General features: G+C 73.9%; 12 protein-coding genes and 1 tRNA gene. 12 read left to right on the top strand and 1 reads right to left on the bottom strand.

Features of this window, described 5'->3' with window-relative positions:
* Window positions 1–6: 6 nt before the first annotated feature.
* The 11 genes from SRB5_RS01315 (at window position 7) to SRB5_RS01265 (ending at window position 11,252) form a co-directional block, all read left to right on the top strand.
* Window positions 7–576, top strand: coding sequence for an LLM class oxidoreductase (locus SRB5_RS01315; protein WP_153449509.1), 570 nt, complete (start codon window positions 7–9; stop codon window positions 574–576).
* 128 nt (window positions 577–704) lie between these two features.
* On the top strand, window positions 705–1,286 hold the full coding sequence (locus SRB5_RS01310) for a hypothetical protein (RefSeq protein ID WP_194292799.1): 582 nt from the start codon (window positions 705–707) through the stop codon (window positions 1,284–1,286).
* 12 nt (window positions 1,287–1,298) lie between these two features.
* A complete protein-coding gene (fdnG, locus tag SRB5_RS01305) occupies window positions 1,299–3,728 on the top strand; it encodes a formate dehydrogenase-N subunit alpha (RefSeq protein WP_323376736.1) in 2,430 nt (809 codons plus the stop codon).
* Window positions 3,725–4,528 carry a formate dehydrogenase accessory protein FdhE domain-containing protein gene (locus SRB5_RS01300; RefSeq protein WP_194292798.1) on the top strand — a complete coding sequence of 268 codons (804 nt, stop codon included), beginning with the start codon at window positions 3,725–3,727 and terminating at the stop codon, window positions 4,526–4,528. Before fdnG ends, SRB5_RS01300 begins: the two co-directional genes overlap by 4 nt.
* Window positions 4,529–4,530: 2 nt before the next feature.
* Window positions 4,531–5,358 carry a 4Fe-4S dicluster domain-containing protein gene (locus tag SRB5_RS01295; protein WP_153449506.1) on the top strand — a complete coding sequence of 276 codons (828 nt, stop codon included), beginning with the start codon at window positions 4,531–4,533 and terminating at the stop codon, window positions 5,356–5,358.
* A complete protein-coding gene (gene nrfD, locus SRB5_RS01290) occupies window positions 5,355–6,293 on the top strand; it encodes an NrfD/PsrC family molybdoenzyme membrane anchor subunit (protein ID WP_153449505.1) in 939 nt (312 codons plus the stop codon). The genes SRB5_RS01295 and nrfD overlap by 4 nt, the downstream gene beginning before the upstream one ends.
* A 144-nt stretch (window positions 6,294–6,437) precedes the next feature.
* Window positions 6,438–6,533 (top strand) — tRNA-Sec (locus SRB5_RS01285).
* Between the two features lie 112 nt (window positions 6,534–6,645).
* Window positions 6,646–7,962 (top strand): L-seryl-tRNA(Sec) selenium transferase, encoded by a 1,317-nt coding sequence (gene selA, locus SRB5_RS01280; RefSeq protein WP_323376733.1) that lies wholly within the window; start codon window positions 6,646–6,648, stop codon window positions 7,960–7,962.
* Window position 7,963: 1 nt separating this feature from the next.
* The gene (gene selB / locus SRB5_RS01275; RefSeq protein WP_153449504.1) at window positions 7,964–9,730 is read left to right on the top strand and encodes a selenocysteine-specific translation elongation factor; all 1,767 of its coding nucleotides are present in this window, start codon (window positions 7,964–7,966) and stop codon (window positions 9,728–9,730) included.
* The gene (gene selD / locus SRB5_RS01270) at window positions 9,727–10,734 is read left to right on the top strand and encodes a selenide, water dikinase SelD (RefSeq protein ID WP_153449503.1); all 1,008 of its coding nucleotides are present in this window, start codon (window positions 9,727–9,729) and stop codon (window positions 10,732–10,734) included. The genes selB and selD overlap by 4 nt, the downstream gene beginning before the upstream one ends.
* A complete protein-coding gene (locus SRB5_RS01265) occupies window positions 10,731–11,252 on the top strand; it encodes a GNAT family N-acetyltransferase (RefSeq protein WP_153449502.1) in 522 nt (173 codons plus the stop codon). Before selD ends, SRB5_RS01265 begins: the two co-directional genes overlap by 4 nt.
* Here SRB5_RS01265 and SRB5_RS01260 read toward each other — a convergent pair.
* Window positions 11,181–11,669: an ATP-binding protein gene (locus SRB5_RS01260; protein ID WP_153449860.1), complete on the bottom strand. Its 489-nt coding sequence runs from the start codon at window positions 11,667–11,669 to the stop codon at window positions 11,181–11,183. The two genes, SRB5_RS01265 and SRB5_RS01260, sit on opposite strands and share 72 nt — an antisense overlap.
* 324 nt (window positions 11,670–11,993) lie before the next feature.
* On the opposite strand from SRB5_RS01260, the gene hypF reads away from it, so the two are divergent.
* Window positions 11,994–14,282 carry a carbamoyltransferase HypF gene (hypF, locus tag SRB5_RS01255; RefSeq protein ID WP_153449501.1) on the top strand — a complete coding sequence of 763 codons (2,289 nt, stop codon included), beginning with the start codon at window positions 11,994–11,996 and terminating at the stop codon, window positions 14,280–14,282.
* Window positions 14,283–14,285 lie beyond the last annotated feature (3 nt).

Raw genomic sequence — 14,285 nt, 5'->3', positions numbered from 1 at the left:
CCCCGCATGAACGACCCCGGACCGTCCGCGGTGAAGGTGGCCGTGCGCGTCGCCCGTGAGCCCGACGGCCTCGGCGAATGGCTCGCGGACGCCACGTCGTTCGACGCCGCGGGCGCCGACGCCCTGTGGGTCGACGCCGGACCGGAGCCGCGGTTCGACGTCCTGGCCCTCACCGCCGCGCTCGCGGTGAGCACCTTCCGGACCCTGCTGGTCGTGACGCCGCCGCGCACCTCCGCGTCCCCGGCCGAACTCGCCCGCACCCTCGAGACGATCCGGGTGCTGAGCCACGGCCGGCTCGCCTTCCTGGCCGGCCCCGAGGACCGGATACCCGCGCTCCGGGTGCCGGTGCTGCGGCCCGTACCGGACGGGCCCGGGGACTTCGAGGCGCCGGGGGAGGAGCGCTGGAGCACCGTCCCGGCGCCGCGGGGCCGGGCCGCGTGGCGGGGGACGTGCGCGGACGCGGCCGGGCGGGGAGCGCACGGCGTGGTGGTCCCGGCGGACCCGGTGCTGCTCGACATCCTGCGCAATCCCGACGAGCCGGAAGGGCGCCGGGACCTCCTTCTCGCACAGGGCTGACAGCGGTTGTTGAAGGGTTGACGACTGTCGTCCGCGGTGCAACGAATGGTTACAGCGGCAGACGAACGCGCACGGGTCGACCGATGCGCGCACCGCACCGACGACGGTGCGGGAAAGGAAGGCCGGCGATGGAGGACACCACACGGCGCGAGTTCATGGGCATCGGCGCGGCCGCCACGGGCGCGCTCGGCGTGTCCGCGCTGGGCTTCGACCTCGGACCCGCCCACACCGTGCGACAGCGCCTGCGTATCGAGGGCGCGACCGTCTCCCGGTCCGTCTGCCCGTACTGCGCGGTGGGCTGCTCCCTCCTGGCGTACACCCGCAGGACCGGCCGCAAGACGGAACTCCTGCAGATCGAGGGCGACCCCGACAGCCCCGTCAACGAGGGCACCCTGTGCCCGAAGGGCGCCTCCTCCCTGGAGCTAGCCGTCTCCCGCCGCCGCGTGCCGAGCCCCCTCTACCGGGCGCCGGGCGCCACCGAGTTCAAGCGCGTGTCCTGGGAGTTCACCCTCGACAAGCTGGCCCGCAACATCAAGGCCTCCCGCGACCGCACCCTCGTCACCAAGGACGCCGACGGCAACACCGTCAACCGCTGCGAGGGCATCGCCTTCGCCGGCGGCGCCGCGTTCAGCTCCGAGGAGGGCTATCTCGCCACCAAGGTGATGCGCGGCCTGGGCGTGGTCCATCTGGAGCAACAGGCCCGCGTTTGACACGGTCCCACGGTGGTCAGTTTGGCCGCCACGTTCGGCCGGGGGGCCATGACCAACCACTGGCGTGACATCCGGCACGCCGACGTGATCCTGGTCAACGGGGCCAACCCCGCCGAAGCCCACCCCGTCGGCTTCCGCTGGCTGATGCGCGCCAAGACCGACCGCGGCGCGAAGATCATCCACGCCGACCCGCGCTTCACCCGCACCTCCGCCGTCGCCGACACCCATCTGCGGATCCGTACCGGCAGCGACGTCGCGTACTTCGGCGGACTGATCAACTACGTCCTCGGGAACGACCTCCACCACCGGGAGTACGTGGAGTTCGCGACGAACGCGGGCCTGGTGGTGAAGGACTCGTACTCCTTCGACGAGGGCCTGTTCAACGGCTTCGACGAGGCCACCGGCGCCTACGACCCCACGGCCTGGGCGTACGAGACGGACGCCGACGGCAACGCCCGCGTCGACATCGACCACCCCCGGTCCGTCCTCAACCTGCTGCGCGCCCACTACAGCCGCTACACCCCGGAGATGGTCGAACGCATCACCGGCATCCCGCGCGAGCAGTTCCTCGAGGTCGCCCGCCTGGTCGGCACCACCGGCCGCCCCGACAAGGTCATGACCATCGTCTACGCGGTCGGCCTCACCCACCACACCACCGGCGTCCAGCTCATCCGCTCCGGCGCGATCCTCCAGCTCCTCCTGGGCAACATGGGCCGCCCCGGCGGCGGCATGAACGCCGAACGCGGCCACGCCAACATCCAGGGCAACACCGACCACGCCATCTCCTGGGACATCCTCCCCGGCTATCTGAAGGTCCCCGCGCCCGGCCAGCGGAACCTCGACGACTACGTGGCCCAGAGCGCGAGCAAGAAGCTCCGACCCAACGCGGTCAACTTCTTCGGCGAGAACTACCGCCGGTTCATGGTCAGCCTGCTGAAGACCTGGTACGGCGACACCGCCACGGCCGACAACGAGTTCGCCTTCGACCTGCTGCCCAAACCCGCCGCGAACTCCTCCTGGATCTCCATCTTCGACCAGGCGCTGCGCGGCCGCATGGAGGGCCTGATCCTCTCCGGCATGACCGCCACCAGCATCGGACCCGACTCCAACCAGGTGCTCCAGGCCCTGTCGAAGCTCAAGTGGCTGTGCGTCATGGACCCCTTCCGCACCACCAGCTCCGAGTTCTGGAACGCCCCCGGTATGAACCCGGCGGACGTGCGCACCGAGGTGTTCATGCTCCCGGCCACCCACTGGATCGAGAAGGACGGCTCGTTCACCAACAGCGGCCGCTGGGCCCAGTGGAAGGAACAGGTCCTGCCTCCCGAGGGCGAGTCCCGCCACGACCACTGGATCCTCGCCGACCTGTTCCTGCGCGTCCGCGCCCTGTACGAGGCCCAGGGCGGCCGGTTCCCCGACCCCGTCCGCCGGCTCACCATGGACTACCGCGACCCGCGCAGGCCCGAACTCGACGAGATCGCCCGCGAGATCAACGGCCGCGACCTCGGCACCGGCGAACGTCTGACGACCTTCGCCGACCTCGCCGACGACGGCACCACGACCGCCGGCGACTGGATCTACACCGGCCACTACCCGCCGGAGGGCAACCTCACCAAACGGCGCGACGGCGTCCAGGACCCGGAGAAGAACGACCCCACCGGCATGGGCTTCTACCCCAACTGGGCGTGGAGCTGGCCCGTCAACCGCCGTGTCCTGTACAACCGCGCCTCCGCCGACCCGAGCGGCCGCCCCTGGGACCCCGACCGCCCCGGCATCGTCTGGGACCCCGCCACCCGCACCTGGACCGGCGACGTCCCCGACTACCCGCCCACCGCCGCTCCCGGACCCGACGCGCCCCTGCCGTTCATCATGACCGGCGAGGGCACGGGGCGGATCTTCAGCAACGGCGTGGCCGACGGACCGTTCCCCGAGCACTACGAACCGGTCGAGTCCCCGGTGGACAACCCCCTGCACCCCGGGCAGTCCACCACCCCGGCCGTCTACCGCTACGACGAACGCGCCGGCCGCCCCAACCGCTTCGGCACGGTCGCCGACTACCCGTACATCGCCACCTCCTACCGCCTCACCGAGCACGAGCACTACGTCACCCAGAACGTCGAACAGCTGGTACGTCTGCAGCCGGAGGCGTTCGTCGAGGTGCCCGCCGAACTCGCCCGCGAGAAGGGCATCGAGACCGGCGACCGGGTACGCGTCTCGTCCAAACGCGGCAAGCTCGAGGTCCGCGCCGTCGTCACCGGACGGCTCGGCCCGCTCATGATCGACGGCCGGAAGGTGTACCAGATCGGCATCCCCATCCACTGGGGCTTCGTCGGCATCAACACCGGCCAGCACTGGCTCGCCAACGCCCTCACCCCCTTCGTCGGCGACGCCAGCTCGCGCACCCCGGAGTTCAAGGCGTTCCTCGTGAACCTCGAGAAGATGTGACCGCCGTGCACCCCGCCGACTGGGCGACCGCCCGCCGCCGCGCCGAGACACTGCGCACCCGCCACCCCCACGCGGCGGACGTCCTCACCCTCTACCTGGCGCTCCTGGACGTCTGGGAGGAATCGGCCGCCGCCGCCCGCGACACCCGCCCCGACTCCCTCGCCGCCTGGTCCGCCCGGCACGTCCTGCCCCGTGTGGTCGCCGCCACCGCCTACGGCCCCGAACCCCTGGCGGCCCGCGCCGCCGGGGTCGGCGAGCCCGCCCTGCGCGCCTGGCTCGCCGGCGACGAGACCCTCGGCCCCGTCGAGCGGTACGTCGCCCGCGCCGCCACCCGCGGCCCGCTCACCGCCGTCGACGCCGGCGCCGCCTGCGCGGCCGACCCCGCACCGCGCGGCGGCCGCCGCTGCCCGGACTGCGGCGGCCCGCCCCAGCTCAGCTACCGCACCGACGCCGGCGACCGGCTCGTCAGCGGCCGCCGGATGCTGCAGTGCGCCCGCTGCGCGGCGAGCTGGGCCTGCGCCGCCCACACCTGCGCCGGCTGCGGCGAGACGTCCCGGCGCACCGTCTACGCCGAACACCGCGAGGGCACCGCGGTCGGCCGCCGCGACGCCGACGGGTCGGAGTTCGGGCATCTGCGCGTGGAGGCCTGCACCGGCTGCTCGCGCTATCTCGTCGACGTCGACCTGGGCCGCGACCCCCGCGCCGTCCCCGAGGCCGACGAACTGACCGCCCTGCCGCTCGGCCTGTACGCCGGCGAGCAGGGCTTCACCAAACTCACACCCAACGTGATGGGGCTGTAGCGATGGCGGAGATCACGCCGGGCAGGGCCTACGGATTCTTCACCGACACCAGCGTGTGCATCGGCTGCAAGGCCTGCGAAGTGGCCTGCAAGGAGTGGAACCAGCTCCCCGGCAACGCACCGGCGTTCGGCGACGGCTACGACAACACCGGCGCCCTGGACGCCCAGAACTGGCGGCACGTGCAGTTCCTCGACCAGGTGCCCGACCGGACGGAGAACAGCGGCCGGGGCAAGGCCTGGCTGATGATGTCGGACGTCTGCAAACACTGCAAGGACGCCAGCTGCCTCGAGGTCTGCCCGACCGACGCCATCATCCGCACCGAGTTCGACACCGTCTACATCCAGCCCGACGTGTGCAACGGCTGCCGCGACTGCGTCGCCGCCTGCCCGTACGACGTGATCGAGATGGACGAGCACACGGGCGTCGCCCAGAAGTGCACCCTGTGCTACGACCGCCTCCAGGGCGGCATGCAACCGGCCTGCGCGCAGGCCTGCCCCACCGACTCGATCCAGTTCGGCCCGCTCGACGAACTGCGCGCCGCCGCCCGCCGACGCGTCGGCGACCTGCACGACCAGGGCGTGCCGGAGGCCCGGCTGTACGGCGAGGACGACGCGGTGTACGGCGGGCTGAACGCGTTCTTCCTCCTCATGGCCGAGCCGGAGGCGTACAAGCTGCCGAACGAGAAGAACGCGGTGCTGCCCAGCCGCAACAACGCCGGCGGCTACCTCGCCGCGTTCGGCACCGCCGTCCTCGCGGTCCTCGGGGGACTGCTGGCCTTCCGCAAGCGCCGGGATCCCGAGCCCGAGCCGGAAGGCGGCGAGGAGGGATGACGCTCGCCCAGGAGGTCCAGCACTTCGTCCGCGCACCCGACTGGACCTGGTACATCCTCGTCTACTTCTTCTTCGCCGGCCTGTCCGGCGGCTCGTACGTCCTGGCCACCCTGCTGCGGCTGCGCGGCGAACCCGCCGACGAACCGGCCGCCCGGCTCGGCTACTACGCGGCGTTCGCGGCGCTGCCCGTCTGCCCCGTCATGCTGGTCCTCGACCTCGGCCGGCCCCTGCGCTTCTGGCACATGATGTGGAACACCACCCCCGGCGACGGGGGTCCGGTCCTCAAGTACTGGTCCCCGATGTCGCTCGGCGCCTGGGGCCTGCTCGCCTTCGGCGTCTTCGCCACCGTGTCGTTCGCCGACACGCTCGTACGCGACGGACACCTCACGTTCCTGCGCCGGATCCTCGCCCCGCTCACCGGCGCCGTGTTCACCGCCGCCGGCTCCGTCCTCGGCCTCTTCGTCGCCGGCTACACCGGTGTCCTGCTGTCCGTCTCCAACCAGCCGGTGTGGAGCGACAGCTGGGCGCTGGGCGGCCTGTTCCTGGCCTCCGCCACCGCCGGCTCCGCCGCGCTGCTGCACGTCCTGCTGCGCCTGCGCCCCGCGGCCCGGGCCAGCAGGGGCAAACTGACGGTCGCCGAACGGCTCTTCGCGCCCCTCGAGCTCGCCCTGATCGTCGTCTTCCTGCTCACGCTGATCCCCGCCGGCGCGGTGGGCACCGCCTTCGGCATGCCGTGGACGCTGCTGTGGCTGCTCGCCCTCGCCGGGATCGCGCCGGGTCTCGGGGGACTGCTCACTTCCCGGCTCGCCGTCACCGGTGAGGGCGTGACGGTGCCGGTGGCACAGGCGTCCGCCGTACGGGCACTCGTATGGCCGCTGTTGACCCTGGCCGGGGTGCTGGCGCTGCGGGCCGCCGTCCTCTTTCCCGTGCAGTGACCGCGTACCGGCTCGAACGGATGATCGTTTGCCGGTGACAACCGGACGACAGGCCTACCACGTTCAGGGGGGACATCGGGGACGTTAACGCCTTTCTCCGCCGGCGTGGTTGACACCACCGGAAGATCGGCGAAGGTAGTGGGCGGAGGCGTCAGGGCGGCTGGTGCCCCTCCCGGTCTTCAAAACCGGTGTGGTCCGGAATCCGGGCCAGGCGGGTTCGATTCCCGTCCGCCTCCGCCAGACTTCCGGCACGAAGGGTACGGACAGCACGGACAGTGTCAACGCACGGACAGCACGGCATCCCGATGGTGCCGACGCGGCACGGGCACGGCCCGAGGGACTCGGTGGTGGCGTGAGCGGGGAGCAGACCCGGGACCGGCGCCGCCGGGTGCCGCGTACCGACGCCGTGCTGGCCGACCCCAGGCTGACGGCCGCCGTCGCCGCGCTCGGCCGCCGGGCCGTCAAGGACGCCGTCGTACAGGCGCAGCAGCGCGCCCGCCGCGGCGAGATCCCGCCGGACGCCGTCGCCGACGCGGCCGTCGCCGCGCTGCCCCGGCACGCCACCTCGCTGCGCCCCGTCCTCAACGCCACGGGCGTCGTCCTGCACACGAACCTCGGCCGGGCCCCGCTGTCCGACGCCGCGCGTGACGCGCTGCACGCGGCGGCCGGGACCACGGACATCGAGTTCGACCTGGCCACCGGCCAGCGCGCCCGCCGCGGCCGGGGCGCGCTGGACGCCCTGGCCAGGGCCGTGCCCGGCGCCGGCGCGGTGCACGTGGTCAACAACGGCGCCGCGGCCCTCGCCCTCGCCGCCACCGCGCTCGCGGCCGGCCGCGACATCGTCGTCAGCCGCGGCGAACTCATCGAGATCGGCGACGGGTTCCGGCTGCCCGACCTCCTGGCGGCCACCGGCGCCCGGCTCCGCGAGGTCGGCACCACCAACCGCACGTCCGTACGCGACTACGAGGAGGCGATCGGCCCCGACACCGGGTTCGTCCTCAAGGTCCACCCGTCGAACTTCGTCGTACGGGGCTTCACGTCCGCCGCCCCCACCCGCGAACTCGCCGGCCTCGGCGTGCCCGTGGTCGTCGATATCGGCTCCGGCCTCCTCACCCGCGAACCCCTGCTGCGCGACGAGCCGGACGCCGCCACGGCCCTCGCCGACGGCGCCGCCCTCGTCACCGCGAGCGGCGACAAACTCCTCGGCGGCCCCCAGGCCGGCCTGATCCTCGGCGACGCCGACCTCGTCGAGCGCCTGCGCCGCCACCCCCTGGCCCGCGCCCTGCGCGTCGGCAAGCTCACCCTCGCCGCCCTCGAGGCCACCCTGCGCGGCCCCGAGCCCCCCACCCGCGAGGCCCTGCACCGCACCCCGGCCGAACTGCGCGCCCGCGCCGGGGAACTGGCCGCCCTCCTCACCGCGCACGGCGCCGACGCCGAGGCCGTCGAGACGACCAGCGTCGTCGGCGGCGGCGGCGCACCCGACGTCACGCTGCCGTCCTGGTCCGTCGCCCTCGCCCCCCGGCTGGCCGAACCGCTGCGCACCGGCGACCCGCCCGTGGTGGGCCGCGTGGAGCACGGCCGCCTTCTGCTCGACCTGCGCTGCGTACCCCCCGCCCAGGATCCCGTGCTCGCCGAAGCCGTGCTGGCCGCCGCCGGGGACCGGGACTGACATGCACGTCGTCGCCACGGCGGGCCACGTCGACCACGGCAAGTCCACCCTCGTCCACGCCCTGACCGGGATGCAGCCCGACCGGTGGGCCGAGGAGCAACGCCGCGGGCTCACCATCGACCTCGGCTTCGCCTGGACGGAGCTGGCCCCCGGGCGGACCGTCGCCTTCGTGGACGTCCCCGGGCACGAACGCTTCGTCCCCAACATGCTCGCCGGCGTCGGACCCGTGCCCGCCGCCCTGTTCGTCGTCGCCGCCGACGAGGGCTGGATGCCGCAGTCGGCGGAACACCTCGCCGCCCTGCACGCCCTCGGCGTACGGCACGGGCTGCTCGCCGTCACCCGCAGCGACCTCGCCGACCCCGCCCCGGCCACCGAACAGGCCCTGGCCGAGCTCCGCCCGAGCTCCCTCGGCACCGTCGAGGCCGTCGCCGTCAGCGCCCCGGCCGGCGACGGGCTGCCCGAACTGCGCGCGGCCCTCGGCCGGATGCTCGCCGCGCTGCCGGAGCCCGACCTCGGGGCGCCGGTACGGCTGTGGATCGACCGGGCCTTCACGGTCCGCGGCAGCGGTACGGTCGTCACCGGGACGCTGGCCGCCGGCTGTCTGCGGGCCGGCGACGAGGTGGAGATCGCCCCCGGCGGACGCACGGCCCGCGTCCGGGGGCTGCAGGCCCTGGGCCGGCCGCTGGCCGAGGCCCCCGCGACGGCCCGGGTGGCGGTGAACCTGCGCGGTGTGGACGCCGGGGAGCTGCGGCGCGGTGACGCGCTCCTCACCCCGCGCCGCTTCCGGCTCACCGGCGTGGTCGACGCCCGCCTCGACGGCGACGACGTGGCGTCCCTCCCGCGCGGCGGGATGCTGCACATCGGGTCGGCCGCCGTCCCGGTCACCGTCCGCCCCCTGGGCCCCGACACCGCCCGGCTCACCCTCGCCCGGCAACTGCCCCTGCGCATCGGCGACCGGGGGCTGCTGCGCGACCCCGGGACGCATCACGTCAGCGGCGGGCTCACCGTGCTGGACGTGGCACCGCCGGCGTTCCGGCGACGGGGAGCGGCCGCCGTGCGCGCCGAGGTCCTCGCCGGCCTCGACGGGCGGCCCGACGAACGCGCGGAGCTGCGCCGGCGCGGCATCGTCCGCGCCCCCGACCTCGAGCGCATGGGCGTGACCGTGACGCTGCGGCCCGCGGCCGGGGACTGGCTCGTCGACGAACGCCTGCGCGCCGACCTCCGCCAGGCGCTGCCCCGGATGGTCACCGGCTGGACCCGCCGCCACCCCCTGGAGGCCGGCCCGCCGCTGGACGTCGTACGGCGGGCGCTGCGCCTGCCCGACCTCGCCCTGGTGCACGCGCTCCTCACCCCCGGACTGGCCGTACGCGCCGGCCGCGTCGTCCCCGCCGACGGACCCGCCGCCCTGCCCGCCCCCGTCCAGCAGGCCGTCGACCGTGTCCGCGCCGACCTGCGCACCGCCCCCTTCGCCGCCCCCCAGCTCACCCGCCTCGCCGAACTGGGCCTGGGCCGCCGCGAACTGGCCGCCGCCGTCCGCACCGGCGCCCTGGTCCAGCTGGCCGAGGGCGTCGTCCTGCTCCCCTCCGCCCTCCCCGCCGCCGCCCGCGCCCTTGGCGCCCTGCCCCAGCCCTTCACGGTCAGCCAGGCCCGCGCGGCCCTCGGCACCACCCGCCGCGTCGCCGTCCCCCTGCTGGAGCTTCTCGACCGCCGGGGCGTCACCCGGCGGCTGCCCGACGACACCCGGCGCATGGCGGAGGGACCCACATGACGGTGACGGACAGCATCAGGCTCACCCAGTACGCGCACGGCGGCGGCTGCGCCTGCAAGATCCCGCCGGGCGAGCTGGAGCAGATGGTCCGCGGACTCACCGGCTCCGTCCCCGTGCGCGAGCCGCGCGGCGAGCTGCTGGTGGGCCTCGACACGGGCGACGACGCGGCCGTCGTACGCACGGCGGACGGCCGGGCGCTGGTGGCGACGACGGACTTCTTCACCCCGGTCGTCGACGACCCGTACGACTGGGGGCGGATTGCCGCCGCCAACGCCCTTTCCGACGTGTACGCGATGGGAGGCGAACCGCTCGTCGCCCTCAACCTGCTGGGCTGGCCCCGCGAGGTCCTCCCGTACGATCTCGCCGCCGAAGTCCTGCGCGGCGGGCTGTCGGTGACCGCCTCGGCGGGCTGCCACCTCGCGGGCGGCCACAGCGTCGACGACCCGGAGCCCAAGTACGGGCTGGCGGTGACCGGCCTGGTCGACCCGGACGCCCTCCTGCGCAACGACGCCGGCCACCCCGGCGTCCCGCTCACGCTGACGAAGCCCCTCGGCATCGGCGTCCTCAACAGCCGCCACAAGGCGACGGGCGAGGTCTTCCCCCAGGCGATCGAGTCGATGACCACCCTGAACCGCGACGCCGCCCGCGCCGCCACGACGGCCGGCATCCGCTGCGCGACGGACATCACGGGCTTCGGCCTCCTGGGCCACCTCTGCAAACTGGCCACGGCGAGCGGCGTGACCGCGATCGTCGACGCCTCATCCGTCCCGTACCTCGACGGCGCCCGCGAGGCCCTCCGCGACGGCTACGTCAGCGGCGGCACCCGCCGCAACCTCGCCTGGGTGGCCCCGCACACGGACCTCACGGCGATCCCCGAATCCGAGGCCCTGCTCCTCGCGGACGCCCAGACCTCGGGCGGCCTGCTCCTCGCGGGGGAGATCCCGGGATCACCGGTGATCGGCGAACTGGTCCCGCGCGGGGAGCACGCGGTGATCGTCCGATGACGGCCCGGGGCACGGCGGACCCGGCGGACCTGGCCCGGGCCTGGGTCAGCGGCTGGGTGATCTCCCGCCACGTCCCGGCACCGGTGCCGGAACCCTGGGGCCTACGGATCGACGTGGGCCTGCCGAAGCAGGTGGCCCGCCACGTGCTCTTCGACGCCGACGAGACGACCGCACGCAAGGCGGCCGAATCGATCACCACCCCCCACACCTGGATCAAGACGTTCGTCCCCCCGGAGACGATCACCCCCTGGCTCACCCCCGACTGGACCCAGGACGCCCCCGGCTTCCTGATGTCCACGGACCTCCGCCCCGAAGCCCCCCTCGTCCCCGCCGGCTACACCCTGACCTCCGAAACCCGCGGCGGCGTCATCCACGTCCGCGTCCTCGCGACCGACGGCTCCGAGGCCCCCCACGGCCAGATCGCCCCCACGGGCGCACTGTACGAGTCACTGGGCTGGCGTGTGCACGCGCGTGTTACCGGCTTCGTCTACCGGGCCGATCCGAACACCTCCGGGTGAGGACGGCCACGAAAGAACCACCCGGACCGTCTTGCCGCCCGCCTCGGTCGGGAGGACCGTGAGGCGGCCGGCGTGGGCCGTGGTCAGGGAGCGGACGATGTCCATGCCGCGGCCGTTGTCCTCCGCCTCGGCCGGGGAGGGGTGGCGGGGGAAGCGCGGGTGGCTGTCGGTGACGCCGACGATCAGGGTCTTGCCGGGGTTCACGTGTACGCACACGGTGAACGTGGGGGACTGGCCGCAGGTGTGCAGGACGGCGTTGGTCGCGAGTTCCGAGACGATCAGGCGCACGGTGTGGACCGTCTCCGAGTCCTCGGGCAGGCCCCAGTCGGTCAGCACCCGCACGGCGAACCCGCGTGCCTCGCGGACGGAGGCGGCGGTGCTGGGCAGGGCGAGGGAGACCGACTTGTCGGCGACCATCACGGTGGTGCTCCATTCCCCGGGGCTTCCGACGCCGGTGCTCGACCGGGGGGAACGTCGGAAAGATGCGGTTCTGTGCCGAGCGTGGCAGATGCCAGAGGCGGTTTCCGGTGCGGGGCGGAATCTGCCCGGAAGTGTTCCGGAGGGTGGCGAAAGGTGCGGAGTCGGTCACACCGATGCACGATCATGCAAGTTTCCCGGTCGAACGCGCAAGGACCCGTCACCGGGGCGGGTTCGGTCCGAACCGCGCACGGTGTGTACGGGAAGGGGCCAGATGCGTGCATCGGCCGCCCGGGACGCTCTCCGGCGACCATCATGGCCGGGATGAACTCCCCGCTCGTACACGTCCGTCTCCGGGTCGAAGGGATCGTGCAGGGCGTCGGCTTCCGCCCCTTCGTGCACACGATCGCCGTCCGGCACGGCCTTCGCGGACAGGTCGCCAACGACCCCGACGGAGTCCTCATCGACGTGACGGGCCCCGCGGACGCCGTGGCGGGCTTTCGGCGGACCCTGGAGGGCGAGGCCCCGCCCCTGGCCGTGATCGAGCGGATCAGCGTGCGCAGGCGCGAGGCGGCGCCTCCCGGCGAAACCGGCTTCACCATCGCGGCCGGCCCCGACGACGCGCCGAACGGACCCGCCCGCGCCCTGATCCCGCCCGACATCGCCACCTGCGCGGACTGCCTGGGCGAGCTCTTCGACCCGGCCGACCGCCGCCACCGGCACCCCTTCATCAACTGCACGAACTGCGGCCCCCGTTACACGGTCGTCCGCTCCGTCCCGTACGACCGCTCCCGCACCACCATGGCCGGCTTCCCGATGTGCGCCGCCTGCGCCCGCGAGTACCACGACCCCACCGACCGCCGCTTCCACGCCCAGCCCCTGTGCTGCCCCGACTGCGGCCCCGCCCTGCGCCTGACCGACGCCCGCACGGGCACCCCCATCGACGGCGACCCCGTCGCCGGGGCCGCCGCCCTGCTGCGCGCCGGCCGCATCGTGGCCGTGAAGGGCCTCGGCGGCTACCACCTGGCGGCCGACGCCTTCAACGAACGGGCGGTGCACGCCCTCCGCTCCCGCAAGCACCGCGAGGAGAAGCCCTTCGCCGTCCTGGTCCCCGACCCGGCGACCGCCGACCGCCTCTGCGAGGTGGACGACACGGCGCGCGCCCTGCTGACCTCCCCCCGCGCCCCCATCGTCCTGCTGCCCCGCCGCGAGGACGCCGGGGTGGCACCCTCGGTCGCCCCCGGCCGCCGCGAGCTGGGGCTGCTGCTCCCGTACACCCCCGTGCACCACCTGCTGTGTGCCCAGCTGCCCCACCCGTACGTCCTCACCAGCGGCAACCTCTCCGACGAGCCCATCGCCCACCACGACGACGAAGCCCGCCGCCGGCTCGCCGGGATCGCCGACGCCTTCCTGACCCACGACCGCACGATCCACACCCGCGCCGACGACTCGGTGGTACGCACCACCCCGGCCGGCCCCGTCCCCGTCCGCCGCGCCCGCGGCCACGCCCCCGAGCCGCTGCCGCTCCCCGTTCCCGCCCGACGCCCCGTACTGGCCTGCGGCGCCGAACTCAAGAGCACCTTCTGCCTGGCCACCGGCCACCGCGCCGTCGTCTCACCCCACCTCGGCGACCTCGAACACCCCGAGACCCTGCGCTCCTTCACCGAAGGCATCGCCCACCTGAGGCGCCTGACCGGAACCGACCCGGAGCTGATCGCCCACGACCTCCACCCGGAGTACCTGTCCACGAAATACGCCCACGACCTCGCCGACTCGACCGGCGCACACCTCATGGGCGTCCAGCACCACCACGCCCACATCGCCTCCTGCCTCGCCGACAACGCGGAACACGGCCCCGTCATCGGCGTGGCCTTCGACGGCCTGGGCTACGGCACCGACGGCACCCTGTGGGGCGGCGAGTTCCTGCTCGCCGACCTGACGGACTTCCACCGCGCCGCCCACTTCACCCCCGTCCCCCTCCCCGGCGGACCGGCGGCGATCCGCGAACCCTGGCGGATGGCCGCCGCATACCTCGACGCCTGCGGCGAGGACCCGGACGACCTCCCCGTATACCGCCGCAACAGGGCCCGCTGGGACCAGGTCCGCGCCCTCGCCCGCGGCGGTACGCACGCCCCGCCGACCTCCAGCGTCGGCCGCCTCTTCGACGCGGTCGCCGCCCTGCTCGACCTGCGCGACACGGTCTCGTACGAGGGCCAGGCCGCCGTCGATCTGGAACAGTGCGCCGACCCGTCGATCACCGACGCCTACGAGGCCCAGGTGACCGCCGACGGCCGCATCCACGGCACTGACCTGATCCGCGAGGTGCTGACCGACGTTCGCGCGGGCACGCCCCCCGAAACCGTGGCGGCCCGCTTCCACAACGCCCTGGCCCGCACGACCGCCGCCGTCTGCCACACCCTGCGCGAGACCACGCACCTCACCCGGGTAGCCCTCTCAGGAGGCGTGTTCCAGAACGCCTACCTCCTGGACCGCACCACAGCGGCCCTGCGCCGACACGACTTCCACGTCCTCACCCACCGCCGAATCCCCCCGAACGACGCCGGAATCAGCCTCGGCCAGGCCGCCGTCACAGCCGCCCGGACACCCGCGTAGGAC

The sequence above is a fragment of the Streptomyces smaragdinus genome (assembly GCF_009604385.1).
In the GTDB taxonomy this organism is placed as follows: domain Bacteria; phylum Actinomycetota; class Actinomycetes; order Streptomycetales; family Streptomycetaceae; genus Streptomyces; species Streptomyces smaragdinus.
The sequence above is the reverse complement of the archived record's forward strand: the minus strand, read 5'-3'. Positions and strand labels throughout refer to the sequence as shown.

Excerpts from the sequence above, each read along its gene's own strand:
- SRB5_RS01315 (WP_153449509.1), top strand. The coding sequence starts at position 7 with ATGAACGACCCCGGACCGTCCGCGGTGAAGGTGGCCGTGCGCGTCGCC.
- SRB5_RS01310 (WP_194292799.1), top strand. The coding sequence starts at position 705 with ATGGAGGACACCACACGGCGCGAGTTCATGGGCATCGGCGCGGCCGCC.
- SRB5_RS01295 (WP_153449506.1), top strand. The coding sequence starts at position 4,531 with ATGGCGGAGATCACGCCGGGCAGGGCCTACGGATTCTTCACCGACACC.
- nrfD (WP_153449505.1), top strand. The coding sequence starts at position 5,355 with ATGACGCTCGCCCAGGAGGTCCAGCACTTCGTCCGCGCACCCGACTGG.
- selB (WP_153449504.1), top strand. The coding sequence starts at position 7,964 with ATGCACGTCGTCGCCACGGCGGGCCACGTCGACCACGGCAAGTCCACC.
- selD (WP_153449503.1), top strand. The coding sequence starts at position 9,727 with ATGACGGTGACGGACAGCATCAGGCTCACCCAGTACGCGCACGGCGGC.
- SRB5_RS01265 (WP_153449502.1), top strand. The coding sequence starts at position 10,731 with ATGACGGCCCGGGGCACGGCGGACCCGGCGGACCTGGCCCGGGCCTGG.
- SRB5_RS01260 (WP_153449860.1), bottom strand. The coding sequence starts at position 11,669 with ATGGTCGCCGACAAGTCGGTCTCCCTCGCCCTGCCCAGCACCGCCGCC.
- hypF (WP_153449501.1), top strand. The coding sequence starts at position 11,994 with ATGAACTCCCCGCTCGTACACGTCCGTCTCCGGGTCGAAGGGATCGTG.